The sequence below is a fragment of the Methanosphaera sp. WGK6 genome (genome assembly GCF_001729965.1).
In the GTDB taxonomy this organism is placed as follows: Archaea; Methanobacteriota; Methanobacteria; order Methanobacteriales; family Methanobacteriaceae; genus Methanosphaera.
Window position 1 is genome coordinate 33460 of the sequence record NZ_JRWK01000003.1, and the last position, 21198, is coordinate 54657.

19 protein-coding genes and 1 tRNA gene are annotated in these 21198 nt (G+C 29.2%); 16 read left to right on the forward strand and 4 right to left on the reverse strand.

Annotation, left to right across the window (positions count from 1 at the left end; all coding sequences use genetic code 11):
• Nucleotides 1-2: 2 nt before the first annotated feature.
• The 3 genes from NL43_RS02200 (at nt 3) to NL43_RS02210 (ending at nt 2521) form a co-directional block, all read left to right on the forward strand.
• Nucleotides 3-773, forward strand: a complete 771-nt coding sequence (locus NL43_RS02200) for an aspartate dehydrogenase (protein ID WP_069592416.1) — start codon at nt 3-5, stop codon at nt 771-773.
• A gap of 87 nt (nt 774-860) precedes the next feature.
• A complete protein-coding gene (locus tag NL43_RS02205; protein ID WP_069592417.1) occupies nt 861-1574 on the forward strand; it encodes a tRNA(His) guanylyltransferase Thg1 family protein in 714 nt (237 codons plus the stop codon).
• A gap of 26 nt (nt 1575-1600) precedes the next feature.
• The gene (locus NL43_RS02210; protein WP_069592418.1) at nt 1601-2521 is read left to right on the forward strand and encodes a Mov34/MPN/PAD-1 family protein; all 921 of its coding nucleotides are present in this window, start codon (nt 1601-1603) and stop codon (nt 2519-2521) included.
• Nucleotides 2522-2577: 56 nt separating this feature from the next.
• Here NL43_RS02210 and serA read toward each other — a convergent pair whose 3' ends face one another.
• A complete protein-coding gene (serA, locus tag NL43_RS02215; RefSeq protein WP_069592419.1) occupies nt 2578-4152 on the reverse strand; it encodes a phosphoglycerate dehydrogenase in 1575 nt (524 codons plus the stop codon).
• Nucleotides 4153-4405: 253 nt separating this feature from the next.
• On the opposite strand from serA, the gene NL43_RS02220 reads away from it, so the two are divergent.
• Complete coding sequence (locus tag NL43_RS02220) at nt 4406-5143, forward strand: hypothetical protein (RefSeq protein ID WP_069592420.1); 738 nt, start codon at nt 4406-4408, stop codon at nt 5141-5143.
• Here the strand turns inward: NL43_RS02220 and NL43_RS02225 are convergent.
• Complete coding sequence (locus tag NL43_RS02225) at nt 5138-6190, reverse strand: transcriptional regulator (RefSeq protein ID WP_069592421.1); 1053 nt, start codon at nt 6188-6190, stop codon at nt 5138-5140. The genes NL43_RS02220 and NL43_RS02225 overlap by 6 nt on opposite strands.
• Nucleotides 6191-6265: 75 nt before the next feature.
• On the opposite strand from NL43_RS02225, the gene NL43_RS02230 reads away from it, so the two are divergent.
• The 11 genes from NL43_RS02230 to NL43_RS02280 all read left to right on the forward strand — a co-directional run bounded on the left by NL43_RS02230 (nt 6266) and on the right by NL43_RS02280 (nt 18189).
• Nucleotides 6266-7570, forward strand: coding sequence for a DUF1743 domain-containing protein (locus NL43_RS02230; RefSeq protein ID WP_371325638.1), 1305 nt, complete (start codon nt 6266-6268; stop codon nt 7568-7570).
• Between the two features lie 389 nt (nt 7571-7959).
• Nucleotides 7960-8274: a hypothetical protein gene (locus NL43_RS02235; protein WP_069592422.1), complete on the forward strand. Its 315-nt coding sequence runs from the start codon at nt 7960-7962 to the stop codon at nt 8272-8274.
• Nucleotides 8275-8284: 10 nt separating this feature from the next.
• On the forward strand, nt 8285-10282 hold the full coding sequence (locus NL43_RS02240; protein WP_069592423.1) for a V-type ATP synthase subunit I: 1998 nt from the start codon (nt 8285-8287) through the stop codon (nt 10280-10282).
• A gap of 76 nt (nt 10283-10358) precedes the next feature.
• Complete coding sequence (locus tag NL43_RS02245; protein ID WP_069592424.1) at nt 10359-10847, forward strand: V-type ATP synthase subunit K; 489 nt, start codon at nt 10359-10361, stop codon at nt 10845-10847.
• A 52-nt stretch (nt 10848-10899) separates the two neighbouring features.
• Nucleotides 10900-11523 (forward strand): V-type proton ATPase subunit E, encoded by a 624-nt coding sequence (locus NL43_RS02250; RefSeq protein ID WP_069592425.1) that lies wholly within the window; start codon nt 10900-10902, stop codon nt 11521-11523.
• A 15-nt stretch (nt 11524-11538) separates the two neighbouring features.
• Nucleotides 11539-12693: a V-type ATP synthase subunit C gene (locus tag NL43_RS02255; RefSeq protein ID WP_069592426.1), complete on the forward strand. Its 1155-nt coding sequence runs from the start codon at nt 11539-11541 to the stop codon at nt 12691-12693.
• Nucleotides 12690-13010, forward strand: coding sequence for a V-type ATP synthase subunit F (locus NL43_RS02260; RefSeq protein WP_069592427.1), 321 nt, complete (start codon nt 12690-12692; stop codon nt 13008-13010). The genes NL43_RS02255 and NL43_RS02260 overlap by 4 nt, the downstream gene beginning before the upstream one ends.
• Nucleotides 13007-14764, forward strand: coding sequence for an ATP synthase subunit A (locus tag NL43_RS02265; RefSeq protein WP_069592428.1), 1758 nt, complete (start codon nt 13007-13009; stop codon nt 14762-14764). The genes NL43_RS02260 and NL43_RS02265 overlap by 4 nt, the downstream gene beginning before the upstream one ends.
• Nucleotides 14761-16170: an ATP synthase subunit B gene (locus NL43_RS02270; RefSeq protein WP_069592429.1), complete on the forward strand. Its 1410-nt coding sequence runs from the start codon at nt 14761-14763 to the stop codon at nt 16168-16170. The genes NL43_RS02265 and NL43_RS02270 overlap by 4 nt, the downstream gene beginning before the upstream one ends.
• Before the next feature lie 61 nt (nt 16171-16231).
• Complete coding sequence (locus tag NL43_RS02275; RefSeq protein WP_069592430.1) at nt 16232-16882, forward strand: V-type ATP synthase subunit D; 651 nt, start codon at nt 16232-16234, stop codon at nt 16880-16882.
• Nucleotides 16883-17268: 386 nt separating this feature from the next.
• Nucleotides 17269-18189: an ATP-grasp domain-containing protein gene (locus NL43_RS02280; protein ID WP_158005540.1), complete on the forward strand. Its 921-nt coding sequence runs from the start codon at nt 17269-17271 to the stop codon at nt 18187-18189.
• On the opposite strand, the gene NL43_RS08340 is transcribed toward NL43_RS02280, so the two are convergent.
• Both NL43_RS08340 and NL43_RS02285 read right to left on the reverse strand, forming a co-directional pair.
• Entirely contained in the window at nt 18190-18345 is a 156-nt protein-coding gene (locus NL43_RS08340; RefSeq protein WP_198923179.1) for a hypothetical protein, read from the reverse strand.
• Between the two features lie 102 nt (nt 18346-18447).
• Nucleotides 18448-18519, reverse strand: a tRNA-Gln gene (locus tag NL43_RS02285).
• Nucleotides 18520-18898: 379 nt separating this feature from the next.
• On the opposite strand from NL43_RS02285, the gene NL43_RS02290 reads away from it, so the two are divergent.
• Entirely contained in the window at nt 18899-21031 is a 2133-nt protein-coding gene (locus tag NL43_RS02290; RefSeq protein ID WP_069592432.1) for a transglutaminase domain-containing protein, read from the forward strand.
• The last annotated feature ends 167 nt before the right edge of the window (nt 21032-21198 follow it).

Genomic DNA, 21198 nt, shown 5'->3' on the forward strand with positions numbered 1-21198 from the left:
TAATGAAAATAGGGATAATGGGCTGTGGATCAATTGCAAATACATTGATAAATTTTCAATTAAATGGAAAATTAAATGTTAAATTAGCATATTTTTATGATTTAAATAAAGATAATGCAATAAAATTATCAAAAAAAGTTAATGGTAATGTAGTTAACACAATCGATGAATTAATTGAGAAATCTGATTTAATTCTAGAATCTGCAGCTCAAGGTGCTGTTCGTAATTCAATGCCTCAAATATTAGAAAGTGGGACTGATGTAATTATAATGAGTGTAGGTGCATTATTAGATTCTGAATTTAAAAATAAATTAGAATCAATAGCTGAAAAGAATAATGCAAGAATATATTTACCTACTGGAGCAATCACAGGTATTGATACAGTAAATGCAGCTACTATGGATAAAGTTGAATCAGTTTCTTTAATTACACGTAAACCACCTTTATCATTAGGTGTTGAATTAGATGATTCTGAAGAAAAAATATTATTCGAAGGAAAAGCATCTGAAGCAGTTAATAAATTTCCTAAAAATATTAATGTATCCTCAACATTAAGTTTAGCATCTGGAATTGATGCTGATGTTAAAATAATAGCGGATGCATCTGTAAAAAATAATACACATGAAATTCATCTTAAAGGTTCTTTTGGAGAATTAGTAACAATTACTTCTAATGTAAGTAGTCCTGATAATCCTAAAACAAGTATGTTAGCTGCTTTTTCAGCAGCAAGTTTATTGAATAAATTATCTAAAACAATCCAAATTGGATCATAATATTTTTAATCAAATGTTAAGATTTTTTATCTTACTTCTTTTTTTTATTTAATACTTTTTTTTTAAATTTTTTACATGGTGATTTTATTGAAAAAATATGAACAATTTTCACAATTAAAAATAATAAATGATTTACCAATTATCCTACGTATTGATGGACGTTCCTTTTCAAAATATACAAAACAATTAAAGTTAAAAAAACCATTTGACATAAGATTAATGGATATATTTATAAATGTATCTAAAGATTTAGCTAATGAATTTAATACAAAATATATCTACACATTTTCTGATGAGATAAATATTTTATTGGATGAAATTCCATTTAATGGTCGTGTTGAAAAAATTGATTCAGTAATTTGTTCATATATAACCGCATCTTTTATGAAACATTTGTTTTTAAATAATGATAAATTTGATATAGATGTAACTACATTAAAACCAGTTTCTTTTGATTCAAGAATAATTATAACTGCAAATCATCAAAAAGACTATTTTAAATGGCGTCAAGATGAAGCATGGCGTAATTGTTTAAATTCATATGCTCAAGCTACTTTAAATAAAAGTAATTCTAGTAATGAGACCGCTAATATATTATATAAACTAAATAAATCAGAAATTCATGAATTATTATTTGAACATGATATTAATATAGCACACGTACCCACATGGCAAAAAAGAGGTGTGGCTATATATAAGATAAAAAAAGAAATTGAAGGATATAATCCAAAATTAAACAAAAAGACTATATCTACAAGAAATAAAATATATGTAGATAAGGAAGTAACATTAATCAAATAATTTAACTAGCTTATTGGAGGAAAAATATGAGTATTAATAACAGACTCACTAAACTTTTAGGTAATGATAAAGAAATAAAAGAAGTACAAGTGGATCAAAAAGTCATCGATGAAATAATAAAAATAGCAATGAATGCTGATCCCAAGGAATATGTTGCTTTATTATCGGGTAGTATAAATAAAACTATTTTAAAAGTCACAGGTTTAATATTTTTACCTTTTGAAGCTTCAGATACAAGTGCAGTTATGCAAGTTTTCATGATGCCAATGACAACAAATGCTGTTGGATCAGTACATAGTCATCCAGGACCAAGTGCTCAACCATCAAATGCTGATTTAACATTCTTTAGTAAAAATGGATATTTTCACATGATTATATGTAGACCATATACTGTAAACACTATATGTGCTTATGATGCATATGGAAATAGTTTGCCTTTCACAATCACTGATTTAGGTGATGAAGTTGAAATTAAACAATGGGATGAAATAGATATTGACAAGGAATTATTTGATGAAGATTTATTAAATGAACTATATGAATTAGAAGAAGAGGAATCAAAAAATATGACTAATGAAAATAATTTTGAAAATAGAACTATCACGTCAACAGATTCTATAAATAATAATGAATCAAAACAACCTGCAATGATTAATCTAGAATTTGAAGTGAATGGACAAATAATTAATCGACAGTTACCGTTACCACCAGAATATGAACCTGGTGATGATGTGGAGGTGGATGTTCGTACAGATAAAACACCTGGAGATTCTATTGATGAAATTGTGTTAAATGTTAAAAAATCTAAGAAAAACTTAGAAAAACAGTTAAACGAAGTTAACTCAATAACTACAAAATCATCTCAAGAAATTGATGATGAAATTAAAAAAATGGAATCTGAAATAGAAGAACTAAAAAAAGAGAATGAGCGTTTAAAAAATAGTTAATTTTTTTTCTTATTAATATTTTTTTTTAAAAAAATGAAATGGGATGGGAAATTAATTTATAATTTCACTGATTTCACAAAATCAATATATTCTGTTTCTTCAAGTTTTGAAACTACTTCTTCAGTTATTTCTTGATCTACTTTAATAACCATTACAGCTTCGCCACCTTCTGATTTTCTACCAACTTTCATTTCAGCAATATTTATTTTATAATCTCCTAATACATTGCCAATTTTTCCAATGGTGCCTGGTAAGTCAGTGTATTTTACAATACCCATTAAACCTTCAAATGTTAAATTAATATCATAATCATCAATGGATATTATTTTAAGTTCATTGTTTTCAACAGTTCCTTCAATAGTCATTTCTTTGTCATCATATTTTACAGAAATTTTTATAGTAGCATCATATTTTCCACTATCTTCTGTTTCACCTTCTGTTACTTTAACACCTCTTTGTTTTGCAACAGATTTAGCATTTACTGAGTTTACTGGTTCTGTTAATATAGGATTTAAGAATTCTTTTAATAATTCACGGGTTAATGGTTCTTTAGCTCTACCTGAAATTTCACCACTATATACTATGTTTAATTCAGATATGTTTGCAGTGGTTGTTTGTACTAATATTTGACCTAGTTTTTCTGTTAATTTAAAGTATGGTTTTAGTTTTTGAAATGTTTCAGAATCTACTATGGGCATGTTCAATACGTTACTTGGTGTTTCGCCATTTATTACTTCTTTCACTTGTTTTGCAACAATTATGGCAGCATCACGTTGTGCTTCTTTTGTAGATGCAGCAATGTGGGGTGTTAAAACTACATTGTCTAGTGTTTGTAGTGGACTTTCTTTTAAAGGTTCATTTTCATACACGTCAAGTCCTGCTTTTAGTTCTGGTCTTTCTTTTAATACTTCATAAAGATCATCTTCATTTATAATTCCTCCTCTAGCACAGTTGAGGATTATTGCATGATCTTTCATTTTGTATAATTGGTCTTTAGAAATTAATCCTTTAGTTTCAGGTGTTAAAGGAACGTGGATTGTCATCACATCAGAAACTTCTATGAGTTTTTCAAATTCTACTATTTCTACACCTAAGTTTTTAGCTACTTCATCAGATATATATGGGTCGTACACTACTACATCCATTTCGAAAGCTTTTGCTCTTTTTACAACTTCACTTCCGATTCTTCCCATACCAATAACACCGAGAATTTTATTTTTTAATTCCATTCCCATGAATTTACTTTTTTCCCATTTTCCTGATTTAACAGATGCATCTGCTATTGCTATTTTTCTACTTAATGATAACATTAAACCCATAGCATGTTCAGCTACTGTTATTGATGTGGATTGTGGTGCATTCACTACTAAAATTCCATTATCTGTTGCAGCTTGTACATCTATATTATCTACACCTACACCTGCTCTTGCAATAATTTTTAGGTTTTTAGCATTTTCTATAACTTCTTTGGTTACTTTGGTTCTACTTCTAACAATTATTCCTTCGTATTGGTCAATTGTTTCTAATAATTCTTCAGGTGTTATTGTAGGATTATTTACAATTTCGGCAGATCCTTCTAAAACTTCTACACCTTTTTCATTAATTTTATCAGCTACTAATACTTTTGACATGTTTTGTCTCCTTTCTATATTAATTATCTTGATTTGTTGGATTTATTGTTTCCATCATAAAATTTAAGAAAATAAAGTAATTTAAACCTCTGATTATTTTATTTGTTTTAAAAAATATGGGTTTAATATTCAATTATTAGATATGTTTTTTTTATTATAAATATAATTATGTTAAGTGGATTTTTCTATAGGATTTATTAATTAATATAGTAGTATATAGAAAAATATTATTAAAAAAAATGAGGTTTGTAGAATGACATTTAGTGAAGTAATATTGGGTAGTTCTCCTTTTCTTTTTGCACCCCAATTTGGACATAGAACAAGATTATATGAATTAGATTTTCAGAATCAACCTGAAAATATTGCTGAAATATTAGATAAAGTATATGAAATGGGGGTTCATGAAATTTTATTAAAACAATCTAATGATTTAGTAAAAGCATTAGATATTTCTGAATCAAATGGTAATGAATGGAATGTTATTGGAATGACTGATAGAACTAATTTTGATGATGATCTTGAGTTATTTAGTAAATATAATACATCTACAGTTATATTGGATGGTATATTTGTGGATGAATCTATTAAAGAAGATAATTATACTATTATTTCTAATTTGCTTAATGAAATACGAAATAATGGTTATGTTCCTGGAATTGAAACAAGAACTCCTTTTAATAATTTGCCTTTAATTTCTAATTCTGATATAATTGATGATTTTGATGTTTTATTATTTCCATTAAATTTTTATGGTTATATGATGGATTGTAATTTCTTAAATAATGAGAATAAGGATAAAATAAATATTTTGCTTAAAAATATGGATAAGAAAATTATTGCTAATAGAACTTTAGCTACAGGTATTCTTAAACCAAGAGAGGCTTATGATTTTATAAAAGATATTGATTATTTAGATGCTGTTTGTGTAGGACTTGCTAAAGTAAGTGAAGCTGAAGAAACATTAGGTATAATTAATGAAGTTAAATCATGAATGTTCAGCTTCTTTTTTTCTTTCTTTTATTAATTTTAATAGGTCTTCAATTTTATTCATATCTTTAAGTTCCCATGTATATATAACGGGTGTTTTATTAATAAAATCTTTTTCTTGTTTATGTTCTAATACAAACAAAGCATCATTTTCTGTGATGGAGGAAATATCTTCTGTTTGATGTGCAATTTGTTTTAATTTGTTTTCATTTCTATTACGTTCCATATTAGTAATGAGAATATTATTATTTTTGGCTTGTTTATTAATTTCTTTGGTAAGTTTTTCTATTTCATCTAGTTTACTTTCTAATTTTTGTCTAAGTTTGGTTAATTCTTTGCTAGCATGTTGTTGTTCGGATATGGCATCAAAAGGTGTTTTATTTGATGTTTTCACATCATATCCTAGTTTTATTAATTCTATTGGTTCTTGTATTCTTTTATCTAAAGAATTAATATTATCTGATTCTAGTAAGTTAATTGAAAGAGTTATGGGACTGTTTAAAACTTCTTCTAATTTAAGTGCGGTTTCAGGATATGTTTGTGAATTACCTTGTTCATATCTATATATTGTTTCTCGAGATACATGACTAATATCTGCAAGTTCTTTAAGTGATAAATTTTTCTTCTCACGTAACTCTTTCAATAATTTTCCATTAATCTTAACATAATATCCACCACGTTTAGCAAATAATTCTGGATGAATATTATTTACTATAATATTACATAATGTTTGAGGTGAAATTGCCGGAATTTCATATCTTTCATATACAATATCTTCTTCAAGATAATTATGTTTTGATTTAAATCCAATAATCATAGGACTTGCTAGAAAGGTTCCTGCTACTTTAGATAATTCCTCTGCTTGTGCTGCTGTTAAACTATCAATATTAACTAGAATTTTTAGTATGATTAGAATATCATCTTTCCTAGCTAATATATCAAAACAACTTCTATCATATATATCTGATGTTTGAAAACCATATGTTGTAAGTAATGTATTTACATCATTTAATATATTTTCACGATTAATTTGGAAATTATCTATTTTCATAATATATAATATATATTTTTTCTTATAAAAATTATAATAGAGAAAAATACATTTTTTTATTATGGAGAAAATACTTTGAATTCAGAAAAATCAATAAAATTACATGTAGGTATTGATGATACAGATTCTGCAGAAGGAATGTGTACTACATATTTAACCTGTATTATACTTAGAAAACTAGAAGAACTAGGAATTAAACCTTTAGATTATCCTAGGTTAATAAGATTAAATCCTTTCGCACGTTATAAGACAAGAGGTAATGGAGCATTATCTTTTGTTGTTAATTTAACTTCAGAAGAAGTAGAATTAGTGGAAAATATAGTTTTAGAATATGTTGAAAAATATGCTATGTTTGATGGAATTAACACAAATCCTGGTGTAATATTCTATGAAGGTGAAGTGACTGAGGAAATGAGACAGTATGCAAAATCCGCAATATATTCTATATATACTATAGAGTATGCTGAAGAATTTGCTAAAAAAATAGGTGCAAAATATCATAAATTCAAGAAAGGTAGAGGTATTATTGGAGCAATAGCTGCAATAAGTATTGAATTAACTGATCAAACATTTGAATGTCTAGCATATAGAATACCTGAAAATTATGGGACAAAAAGACAATTGGATGATGAAAGTATTTTTTATATGAATGAACAAACATATCCTGAAACATTTGATAATATAGATATTGAAGAAAACTATGCAGCAATAGAACCACATACACCATGTCCTGTATTATATGGTATAAGAGGAAATACTCCTGAAATAGTAGAAAAAGCACATAATTTGGTAAAATCATATGAAGAAATTCAAGATTACTGTATTTTTAAAACAAATCAACATACTGATATGCATATTCAATATAATGTTAAAATAAAAGATATGGTAAATACAGGTTGTTATTCATTTGATTGTCAAGTTATACAAGCACCATATGATATTGAAGGAGGACATGTCTTTTTTAAAGTAAGTGATGGGACAGATGTACTGGAATGTGCTGCATTTGAACCAACTAAATCATTTAGGGATATTGTCCGAAAACTTTGTGTAGGTGATAAATTAACAATATATGGTGGATTAAATGATAATCATACATTAAATATCGAAAAATTTAAGATAAACGAGATAGAACCACAATATACTTATAAAAATCCTCTATGTGAATGTGGAAAACGTATGAAATCAGCAGGTAAGAATAAGGGATTTAAGTGTCCAAAATGTAGTAAAAGATTAAGGGATGCTGATAAAATTAAAGAACCTATTTCACGAGACATTGAGTGTGGGTTTTATGAAGTACCAACAGAAGCTAGACGTCATTTAGCAAAACCAATAATAAGAATAACTACAGGTGCAGATAAAATATTATCTAAAAAATATTAATATGCACCATCACTCTTTTTCATTTTCAAAATTACTTTACACATTATCATAAAAAAATTTTTCAAGAGGATTAATGTTTTAGATATGATTATACTAAATAATTATAAAATTATATAACTAATAACATCAAATATATATTCTTATAAGATATATTTTTATGAACTGATTAGAATTTTTCATAGGTATATTTCAACAAATCTATGTTAAATTTTAAGTTCTCATGTCTATATTGAGGTGATACTTGGTTAATTAAAAATTTTAAACTAAATTTATTAATACAATCTTTATACTCATGTATTTGATAAAATAAAATTTTTAAAATCAAATTCAATTTATTTTAAGAGTATAATAATATAGAAAAAACAGGTCATATAAAGGGTGATTTACGAATGGCAAATATTTCTGAAGCTATCGGTTCTATCAGACAAGCCGAGTCTGAAGCAGATAGTATGATAGAAGAAGCAAATAAAAAATCAACTGAAATGATCCAAGAAGCTCGTGTAAAAGTAGATTCTAGTATTGAAGCAGCAAAAGATGAAGCTCAAGATGAAGCTAAACATATTTTACTAGCTAAAGAAGAAGAAGCAGGTAAAGAAGCTGTAATCATTACAAATCAATCTGAATCTGACATTAAAGCATCCTTAAGAGGATCCGAAAATAATGTGGATGACGCAGCTGAAATAATAATTGAAACTGTATTATAGGGGTAATACTATGTTTAGGTCAGCAAGAATGCAAAAATTAAGCATAGTAACTTTGAATCAATACACTAAACCAGTAATAGATATTCTTCACGAAAGAGGAGTCATTCAAATTGATGATTTATCTGAAGACATCCAAAATAAAGAGGAATATTCCGGATTAGATGTATCTAAACAAGACCTAGTTGCTAGCAGAATAGCATCATTATCAATGAAATGTAATAGTATCCTTGATACATTAAAATCTGCAGAGCAATCAAAAAGTATGGTTGATGTTATTAAAGGATTTATCAGCCCTAAAGAAATCATTGCTAAAGACGTGGAAGATATCTCTTCTGAAGAATTAGCAGATAAGGCTGAAGAAATTATCAGTAAAGTTGATGCAGTTCTCAGTCCAATTGAGTCACGTATGAATGAAATTGGAACTGAAGAAACAAAATATAAAGACTCTTTAAATGTTGCAACTCAATTAAGTAGTTTCGATATAGACTTTGCATATTTACAAGATACAAAATACACAAAAGTTATATCTGGTAGAATACCTGCAGAACATTTATCTGAAGCTAAATCAAAAATTGAAGAAGTAACTGAAAGAGTTGAGATATTTGAAGGTTCATCAAATTCAGACTCTGATGTAGTATACACACCAATAATTATTGTATCTGCAACTGAATTTGAAGAAGAAATATCTGGTGTACTTAGACGTTTAGAATTTGAAAAATTAGATGTCACTGGTTTAAGTGGTAAATCTGATGAAATAATCGAAGCATCTAAAAGTAAACTAGATGAATACAAAAATGAAAGAAAACAATGTTTAAAAGATATCAGAGAAGTTAGTCAACGTTCTAAAGAACATTTACTAGTAATAAATGAACAATTAGAAGTTGAAAAAGAACGAACTGAAATCTATTCACACTTTGGTGAAACTAGCACTACTAAAATGTTTAAAGCTTGGGTAGTCAAAGATGATGTTGAAGAAACTTTATCATTAATTGATGAAATCACTGATGGTCACAGTATCATTGAAGTAGAAGATCCTACTGAAGAAGAAATCGATGAAAATAAAGTTCCAGTAAAACAACAAAACCCTGGTTTTGCAAAACCTTACGAATTATTAGTAAATATGTATGCTACACCAAACTATAAAGACATAGATCCTACAATCATTATGGCTATATGTTTCCCATTTTTCTTCGGTTACTGTTTAACCGATGCTTTCTATGGAATAATCCTAGCTATTGTAGGAGGAATATTATATACAGGTATGGGTAAATCAAGTAAAACTTTCAAATCATTTGGAGTAATTCTCGTACAAATGGGTTTATGGACAGTATTACTGGGTCTGTTAACTGGAGGTTTCATGGGAGACTTTATACCTAGGTTTATAATGGGTGACTCAAGTGCAGCATTACCTACAGTAATTCCTGATATTAATGCATTCGCACATCCAGAAAATATTTTAATCTTAGCACTTGCTATAGGTTTAATACACCTTAATATCGCATTTATCTTTGGTATTATTGATAATCTTAAAAGAAGTAATTACAAAGAAATGTGTGGTGGACAATTATGTTGGATTATAATTGAATTATCAATTTTAGTTTACTTAATTGCAGGATTAATACCATTCCTAGTAGTATTAGTAATTGGTTTATTAGTATTATTATACGGTGCAGGTCCAATGGGTGTAATGGATGTATTTGGATTTATTGGTGATGTATTATCATACTCCAGATTATTAGCATTATGTCTATCTACTGGTGGTATTGGTATGACTGCTAACTTATTATGTGAATTATTATCTGGAATGATTCCATATGTTGGTATCATTATAGGTATATTAGTATTCTTAGCAGTACACTTATTTAACATTGCATTCCAATCAATGGGTGCAGCTATACACTCTTTACGTTTACACTTTGTAGAGTTCTTCGGTAACTTCTATGAAGGAAGTAGTGAACTTTTCGAGCCATTCAAGGCAGAAAGAACTTATACTAAAATAAAAAAATAATCATATTTTAGTTATATTTATTTAAAAAAAAATTATTCAAAAAAAATTAAATTTCATTAAATTGGAGGAAAATAACATGGCAGCAGAATTAGCATTAGGTTCAGCCCTAGCTGCAATTGGTGCAGGAGTAGCAGTAGGATTTGCAGCATTAGGTTCAGGTATCGGTCAAGGTATCGCATCTTCCTCAGCAGTAGGTGCAGTAGCAGAAGATTCCAGTATGTTTGCACAAGGTTTAGTATTTACAGCTATTCCTGAAACTCAGGCTATCTACGGTTTCCTTATCGCTATCTTATTATTAGTATTCTCAGGAATTATGGGAGGATCTCCATTAGGAGTAACATCAGGTTTAGTAGCAATTGGTGCAGGAGCATCCGTTGGTTTCGGTGGTCTTGGTTCAGGTATGGGTCAAGGTATTGCATCTTCCGCAGCAGTAGGTGCTGTAGTAGAAGAACCAAGTATGTTTGCACAAGGTTTAGTATTTACAGCTATTCCTGAAACTCAGGCTATCTACGGTTTCCTTATCGCTATCTTATTATTAGTATTCGGTGGAATACTCGGAGCATAGATTTAAAATATAAAGGCATTCTAGCCTTTTAAAAATTTTTGGAGGAACATAGATGAGCGTTGGAGCAGATAAAATAATATCAAATATAAAAGCAGATGCTCAAGCAAAATCTGATGAAATAATCTCCAAAGCAACATCTCAAAGTGAAAAAATAATTGCAGATGGAGAAATTCAAGCTCAAAACGAAAAAGAAGAAATTCTTACTTCCGCTAAAAAACAAGCTGAAATGAAATACCAACAAATTATTTCAGAAGCAAAAGTAAGCTCAAGAAGAAAAGAATTAGAAGCTCGTGAAGAGTTAATTGAAAAAGCTTTTAGAGTAGCATCAGAAAAAATCGAAAAACTAGCATCTGAAAATTCCGCAAATTATGTGGAATCTTTAAAAACAATGATTAAAGATGCTTCTATACAAGTAGGCGGAAATCAACTTGAAATACTCGTAAGAGCAGATGATGTTGATAACGTAAAAGCTATGATTGATGAAGTATCTGAATATGTTACAAAAGAAACTGGTAAAGAAACTTCTTTCATCATAGGAGAACCAATAGATGTTATTGGTGGAGCAGTTGTAAAAACTGTTGATGGTGAAGTAGAAGTAAAAAATACCATAGAAGCACGTATGCTTCGATATAGAAAACATCTAAGATCAGAGGTTGCTAAAAAACTATTTAGTTAGACGGAGGAGAATTAAATGGAAGAAAGCATTACAGGATTAATAACATCTTTCGGATTCTCTCCTGAGTCATTCATTGCATTATTAGTTGTGGTACTTGCTGTAATTGGAGCAATAATTGTAGTAATAACTTTCAGACCTTTAATGGAATATTACCCATATACTTATCCTAATGCTAGGGTAAGAGCAAAAATAGGTAAAATATTTAATGAAAAACAAATCACAGAATTAGCTGAATCCGAAACTCTTGATGAAGTAAAAAACTACTTAAGAGGACACAAAGATTATGCAAAATTTGTTGACAAATACCCAATTGAACAAGCTTTAGATGCAAATTTAGCTGAAACATATGATTTATTAGCAAGAATTGCTCCTAAAGATTTAAAACCAACATTTGATTTAATGTTAGATCAATGGGATATTAAAAACATTAAAAGTGTGTTAATTGCTAAAGAAGCAAAATTAAACGATGAAGAAACTCGTGAATTATTAGTACCTTATGGTGTATTAAAAAACCAGCAAGATAAATTACTTGAAGCAAACACTGTTCAAGATTTAATTGTAGCTCTTGAAGGAACACCATACTCAAGAATACTAGAAGATGCTTTACCTGATTTCAATGAAAATAAAACATTATTAACATTAGAATCAGCTTTAGATAATTACTACTATGAAAGATTACTAGCAAAATCAGCAAGTCAAGCTGATGATAACACTAGAATGTTACACAGTTACATAGGAACTAAAGTAGATATAGCTAACATAAAAGTTATCTTAAGAGCAAAAGCTGATAATCTTACATATGATCAAATTAATCCATATGTTATAAACAGTGGATATCAATTACGTGATTGGAAACTTAAAGAATTCATGGAATCAGAAGATATGAATTCACTATTAAGCAGTATTGAAAGTTCAGAATATGGTAGTATCATTGTAGATCACATACCTGAATTTAATGCAACACAATCTATCACAGTATTTGATGAAGCATTAGATACATATGAAAGAAAAATGGCAGAAAATATCTTTAAGAAACAACCATTTGGTGTAGGTCCAATAGTAGGTTTCATGAATAAAAAAGAAATTGAAATTAAAAATCTTAAAATTATTGCAAGAAGTAAAAAAGGATCTGCAATACCAAGTTCCGAAATTAAGGAGATGTTATTATGAAAAATGATATAGCTATAATGGCAGATCCAGATACCGTAACTGGTTTTATGTTAGGTGGAATCAAAAGTGGATTCCCAGTACATAATAAAGATGAAGCACAATCTACTTTAAAAGAATTAGTAGATAATGAATACTCTATCATTATCACTACAGAAAAAATTGGGGATGAATTAAGAGACGATATTACAAAATATACCGGATCTAAAGCATTACCAATGATAATAGAAGTACCTGATAAGTCAGGCTCACACAAAAGAGAAACTGACCCAATGAATGAACTTATTAAAAGAGTTATTGGGGTTGAGATGGTAAAATGATCACAGGAAAAATTATTAAAATTGCAGGTCCGGTTATTATCGGTGACGGTATGCGAGGTACCCAAGTACACGAAATGGTTCGTGTAGGTGACATCGGACTCATAGGTGAAATTATTGAACTTCACGGCGACACAGCTACAGTTCAAGTTTACGAAGAAACTGCTGGTATTAAACCAGGAGAAAAAATTGAAAGTACTGGTGGTCCACTCTCAGTAGAATTAGGTCCAGGTATACTTAAAGCTATCTATGATGGAATTCAAAGACCATTAGATGAAATTAAAGCAGTATCTGGAGACTTCATTCCTAGAGGGGTCGACGTACCAGCACTAGACAAAACAAAAGAATGGGAATTTAAACCTACAGCAAGTGTAGGCGACAAAGTAAATGGTGGAGACATCATTGGTACAGTAGATGAAACATCTGCTATTGTACACAAAATTATGATACCACCTACAATATCTGGTACAATTAAATCAATTGTAAGCCAAGGTAAATACAACATTGTTGAAGACATCGCAGAAGTTGAAACTGAAAACGGTGTAGAAACAGTTCAAATGATGCAAGTATGGCCTGTTCGTGTAGGAAGACCTTACGTAGAAAAATTAGATCCAGATGTACCACTTATAACTGGACAAAGAGCACAAGATACTTTCTTCTGTCTTGCAAAAGGTGGAACATCAGCTATGCCAGGACCATTCGGTTCAGGAAAAACTGTAACACAACAACAATTAGCTAAATGGGCAGATGCTGATATAGTAGTATATATTGGATGTGGAGAACGTGGAAACGAAATGACTGAAGTACTTACCGAGTTCCCTGAATTAGAAGACCCTAAAACAGGAAATCCATTAATGGACAGAACAGTTCTTATCGCAAACACTTCAAACATGCCTGTAGCAGCTAGGGAAGCATGTGTATACACAGGAATTACTATTGCAGAATACTTCAGAGATATGGGATATGATGTAGCACTTATGGCAGACAGTACTTCAAGATGGGCAGAAGCTATGAGAGAACTTTCTGGACGTCTTGAAGAAATGCCTGGTGAAGAAGGATATCCTGCATACTTAGCTTCAAGATTAGCACAATTCTATGAACGTGCAGGAAGAGTAACTACAATTGGTGCTCACAAAGCAGAAGCATCTGTAACAGTAGTTGGAGCAGTATCACCTCCTGGTGGTGACTTATCCGAACCTGTAACTCAAAACACTTTACGTATTGCAAAAGTATTTTGGGCATTAGATGCATCACTTGCAGACAGACGTCACTTCCCATCTATCAACTGGTTAAACAGTTACTCACTTTATGTTGATAGTATTACCAACTGGTGGAACACTGAAATCGGTGCAGATTGGGGTGAATTAAGAAACACTGCTATGGCTCTTTTACAAAAAGAATCAGAACTTAACGAAATTGTACAATTAGTTGGTCCTGATGCATTACCTCAAAAAGACCAAGTTACACTAGAATCAGCACGTATGTTAAGAGAAGACTTCCTTCAACAAAACGCATTTGATGACACAGATACATACTGTTCACCATCAAAACAATACAATATGCTCAAAACTATCTTACTTTACAACACAACAGCACAAGCAGCTTTAGCTGATGGTGCAGATGTAACTAAACTTGTAAACTTAGATGTAAGAGTAGATCTTGACAGAATGAAATATGTACCTGAAGATGAATTTGATGCAAAAGTTGAAGATATAAGAAATCGTATAACTAAAGAATGTAGTGAGGCTGGACAATGAATGATGTAGATATTAAAACAAGAGAATATACTACAGTAACAGAAGTTTCAGGACCTTTAATGGTTGTTCAAGGTGTAGAAGGTGCAGCATACAACGAGATTGTAGAAATTGAAACACCTTCTGGAGAAAATAGAACCGGACAAGTTCTTGAAGTACAAAATGATATTGCAGTAGTTCAAGTATTCGAAGGTACCAGTAACCTTAACACTGAATCAACAAAAGTTCGTTTCACTGGTGAAACAGCAAAAATAGGTTTATCCACTGATATGTTAGGAAGAATTTTCAATGGTATTGGTAAACCAATCGACGGTGGACCAGATATTATTCCTGATGTAGAATTGGATGTAAATGGTTCTCCAATGAACCCAGCTGCAAGACAATTCCCTGCTGAATTCATTCAAACTGGTATTTCTACCATTGATGGAATGAACACCCTTGTACGTGGTCAAAAATTACCTATCTTTTCAGGTTCTGGATTACCACACAATGAACTTGCAGCACAAATTGCAAGACAAGCAAAAGTACTTGCAGAAGACAGTGAATTCGCTGTAATCTTCGGTGCTATGGGTATTACTCACGAAGAAGCAAACTTCTTCATGAATGAATTTGAACAAACAGGAGCTCTTGAAAGAGTAACCGTTTTCATGAACTTAGCAGACGATCCTGCTATTGAAAGAATCATGACTCCTAAAATGGCTTTAACAACAGCAGAATACTTAGCATTTGAAAAAGGAATGCACGTATTAGTAATTCTTACAGATATTACAAACTATTGTGAAGCATTAAGGGAAATTTCTTCAGCACGTAACGAAGTACCAGGACGTAGAGGTTACCCTGGTTACATGTACACTGACTTAGCAGGTATGTATGAACGTGCAGGACGTATACGCGGTAAAGATGGTTCAATTACACAAATGCCTATTCTTGTAATGCCACAGGATGATATTACTCACCCTATTCCTGATTTAACAGGATATATTACAGAAGGACAAGTAGTACTTGGACGTGACTTAGACAGAACAGGTATTTATCCACCTGTAGATGTATTACCTTCATTATCAAGATTAATGAGTGGGGGTATTGGTGACGGACGTACTCGTGAAGATCACAGTGGAGTTTCAGACCAATTATATGCAGCATATGCAGAAGGTCGTGACTTACGTGATTTAACAGCTGTAGTTGGAGAAGAAGCTTTAACTGACCGTGACAGAAAATTCTTAAGATTTGCTGATGAATTTGAAGATAAATTTATCAGACAAAGTAAAGATGAAGACAGAGGTATTGAAGAAACTCTTGACTTAGGTTGGAAATTATTATCCATCTTACCTACAACTGAACTTAAACGTGTAAAAGATGAACACGTTGAAAAATATTTACCTACTGGTGAAGAAGAAACTGAAGAATAAGAATAATCTTTTTTATTCTTTTTATTTAGAAGGTAAATATATAAGTGAAGGGGGCTAGAAGATGGCAAATGAAAAATTGGATGGAGTTAATCCAACACGAAATGAACTTCTTAATCTAAAAGACAGAGCTAAACTGTCTACAAAAGGTCATAGTCTTCTTAAAGAAAAAAGAGATGCTCTTATTAAGGAGTTTTTCGAAATTCTAGACCGTGTTCAAGGTTCCAGAGATGAAGTTGAAAAGAAATTAGCATTAGCTTATTCAGAACTAAACAAAGCTCAAATAGACATGGGAGATATGGCAGTTAAAAGAGCAGCTTTATCTGTTAGAGAATCAATTGAACTCGATATAAGTTCTAGAAGTATTATGGGTGTTTCTGTCCCTGTTGTGAATAGTCATGCTACTCATAATGATGTAATTAGCAGAGGTTATGGTTTTGCTGGAACTTCTGCAAACTTGGATATTGCAGCTAAGGAATTTGAAGAATCTATTAAGATTATCATTGAACTTGGTGAAATTGAGAAAACAATTATTATGTTAGCTCAGGAAGTAGAAGCAACAAAAAGAAGAGTAAATGCTTTAGAGCATGTAATTATTCCTCGTATTAATAATACTATTTCATTTATTGAAATGCGTTTAGAGGAAATGGAAAGGGAAAGCTTTGCACAACTTAAAGTTATTAAGAAAAACATTGATGCAAGGGAATCTGAATAATTTCATGGATTTTCCATGATTATTCTTTTTTTTAACCTTTTTTCTAGTTTTTAACTAATTCTTATTTTATTTTTATAATTAAATTTATTTTAGAATTATTTTTCATGGAGTTTTGATTTTACATATTTAATTACTTAAATACTTATCTTATTATTTACATAAATTATTTTAATTATTTAATTCTAAATTTTAAAGGTTGTATTATTATTACTAAGATATTAATTGTTGGATCAAATACTCGTGCATTATCTAAGTCACTTAAAAAATTAGGATATGTTGTTTATGCAACAAGTTTTTATGATTTAATAGATCAAAGAGATTTTGTTGATAAATTATTAGTACCTTCTGGAAATAGTTTTAATTTAAGGGATTTAGAAAATATTGCTTTGGATTTTGTTAATGAAGTGGATTATATTATATGTACAAGTGATGTTGATGTATCTCGTTTTCCTAGAAATAAGATTATAGGTAATGTTGATACTGATTTTATTAATAATAAATATAAGCTTTTTAAACTTTTACATAAAAACTTTTTATTGCCGGATACTTATAAATTAGATACTATTGGTGAAGCTAAGGAAATTGTTAAAAATTTTCCGGATAAGGAATTTATTGTTAAACCAATATATGGGACTGGTGGTATGGGTATTGGTTGGTTTAATGATGATATGGAAGTAAATTGTTCTTTTTTACTTCAGGAATATATTCAGGGTAGTTCTATAAGTAGCTCTTTTTTATCATATTCTAATCATGATATTACAATGGTTTCTGCTTCTGATCAAATTATTGGTTCTAATAGTTTAGGAGCTAGTGATTTCAGTTATTGTGGTAATATAACACCATATGTTAATTATAATGATAAACTTTTAAATATTTCTAGGAAGATTTCTAAAATGTGTAAATTGGTTGGTTCTAATGGTGTTGATTTTATTTTGAATGATAATAAGGTGTATGTTATTGAGGTAAATCCTAGAATTCAAGGTACTTTTGAGTGTTTGGAACGTAGTTTTAATATGAATATGGCTGAAGCTCATATTAATGCTTGTAAAAATGTTCCTGTAAATATACCTAATGTTCAAAAGTTTGCTGTTAAATTAATTCCATATGCTATTAAATCAGGGTATTATGGTTTATTTAATAGTTCTTATGTTCATGATATATCTGAATGTAATTATTTGTTTAAAAAAGGAGAACCTCTAGCTACTATATTAACTGATGATAGAATTTTAGAAAATGCTATGAGTAGAGCACAACAAGTACAAAAATTAGTATATAATTCATATATTTCAAAAAAAGAGAAAAGTTAATTATATTATTCCGAATTCAATAAGTATAAACATAAATACACCAAATGCAATTAAAAATGTAGATATTATTAAAATTCTTGTGTATATTTTAAATAGTTTTACTTTTCTTTCTGGATCTTCATCTAAGTATTCTTTTAAAACATTTTCATAAGCCATATAACAATACACTCCTTATTTATATTATTGTAATTGTTATATAAAATAATTTAGTTTTTTTTTATAAAGATAAAATTTTTAAAATAAGTTTTTTATAAATAGTAGTCCCGAGCGGAGTCGAACCGCTGTCCCCGGTTCCAAAGACCAGGAGGATTGCCACTACCCTACGGGACTATCAAATGTTGTACTTCAAGTACAATATAAACTTTGTAATATGTTATATATATACTTTATGGTTTACTTTTTGTCTCTTAAAATTATTTATTTTACTAAAATTAATGATTTTTAATCCTATTATTTATATGTTACGACTATATATTTAAATACTTATTAATATATAACATTAGGTAAGGATTTAAAATAGATTCTTAAATTTCAGAGCTTATTAATTTTTTTTTAAAGTAAAAAAAATTGATTATCAAATAAAAAAAATCAGAATATTAAGTTATGTAATTTTATTAAATTATATAAAATATATGACTTACTTAATCGAATTAATAATTCATATTTTGGTTTATTATGAGGAGGCGGTAAGATTAAGCGAAATTTAATTTTGATTTTCTTAGTAGCTGTAATCATTAGTTTAAGTACAGTTTCAGCAATAGATTCTAATGTAACATCAAACGAGGATTATAGTAGTTCTATTGTTAATTCACATGGTACTTCTGAAATATTAAACAGTTCTTATGATAATACAAATACTAACAAATCAAATATTGAATCAATCAATGATAATTTAAGCAATGAATCTAATTTAGTGGATACTAATAATTTACTAGTAACAAACACGACATCCAGTAATCAAACGAATAATAATGGTTTAACTTCAAGTAATTTAAACAAAAATTCCTTAAAAACAAGCACAGATACAAAATCAAATATAACTTTGGAAATGAACTCAATTGAAGCACATCCCCATGAAACAATAACTTTTAATGCAACAGTTAAATCTAATAATTTAACAGCATTAGAAAATCAAGCAGCTGTCTTTAAAATAAATGGAAATACTATTGGAAAAACAAAAATACAGGATGGAAAAATATCCTTAACTTATACAATTCCATTATGGTCTGCAAAAACATATAATTTAACAGTTAAAGTAGGGGATACATTAACTACTTATGGTACTGAATTAAGTAAAACATTAACTATTAGTAAAAATAATGTTTCTATAACAACTACATATAAAAATATATCATCTAATGTAATGATAACTGTTTATATAAAAGATAGTTATGGTTATGCATTAAATGATACAAAAGTAGCTTTTAAAATAAATGGAGTAACTATTGGAAGTAATAGAACAAATAATGGGTATGCATATATAAATTATACAATATCTGATACTACTAAATCATATGTATTAACAGTAATATCTGGTGAAAGTAGTTTTACAAATACTAAAACTATTAATAATACTATAAAACTCAATAGTACAGTTGTAAAAAGTAATTCAATCATTGATATGGTGAGTTTATTTTTTGTCAAATCAAATAATAAAATAAATTTAACAGCTAAAATCTTTGATTCAAAAGGAGTTGCTGTAACAAGTGGTAAATCTTCATTTAAAATTAATGGAAAAACTATTGGAACAGTTAATGTAACTAATGGTGTAGCATCAATTTATTATGATACTACTGGTTTATCAACAGGTATTTATAATATATCTGTTGTTTATGGTGGAAATAGTGTTTTAAATGAGAGTAAGGCAAATTCTGTTTTGCGAGTTCAAACAACATTATCTAAATATACATACAGTCAAATAATAAAAAAAGCTAATGATACAAAAACATTCATTGAAAAAAATGGTAGATTACCTAATTATATTACAGTAGGTACTGATAAATTATCACCAAGTGATTTTTTATATTTACTATGTGAAATTTATGCAGGTAATAGTTCATTTTATTCAGGTAACTTTGTACAAAATAATGTGTCTGTAACATCAGGTGTAGGTAGTAAAATTTATAAGGCAGAATATATCTCTTTAGCAAAAACTATTGTAAATTGTTATGCAATTAATGGTAGAAATCCTAAATCTATAAAAGTAAGTGATAGTATTTCTATGAGTTTCAATGATACTGTTTACTTATATTCTAGAATTGTTGCATATACTTATAATAAAGGTGTAGATTCAAATTATGCAGTTCTTATTGATGTAAGTAGTATTGGTGGAAGTAACAATAATAGTAACACGACTAATAATAATACAGGAAATATGGGTTCTGTACCTTCTGGTTATGAACAATATGTTGTAGCTACTACAAACTGTGAAGTAAATGCAACAAGTATTTATAATGCTATGCTAACTGCAATAAGTGGAGTTTCAGGAACATATAATCAAGCTAAGGCAATATTTAATTATGTAAATGATCATACTGATTATAGTGGTTATTATAATACAAGATATGGTGCAGTAGGTACTTTATCTAGGGGATATGGTAATTGTGTTGATATGGCACACTTAGTGATAGCTATGGCACGTACTGCAAATATTCCTGCACGTTATTGTCATGCAACTTGTTATTTCCGTAGTGGATTAGTTACAGGACATGTATGGGCTGAACTTTACGTTAATGGTGTTTGGTATAAATGTGATGCAACATCTGCATCAAATACATTTGGTAATATAGTAAACTGGAGTAATTCTGGAAGTGTAACTCGATATATATCATTACCATTCTAAACTCTTTTTATTTTTTTTAATTTTTATCTATTTTTATTTTAATCTAATTATTTTGAAATTTTTTCTATATATTATATAATAAGATATAATAAACTATAGAACTTAGTTAAAACATAATAATTAATAGGAAATATAATACTTATTAATATAAAATTAGTTCTTAATAA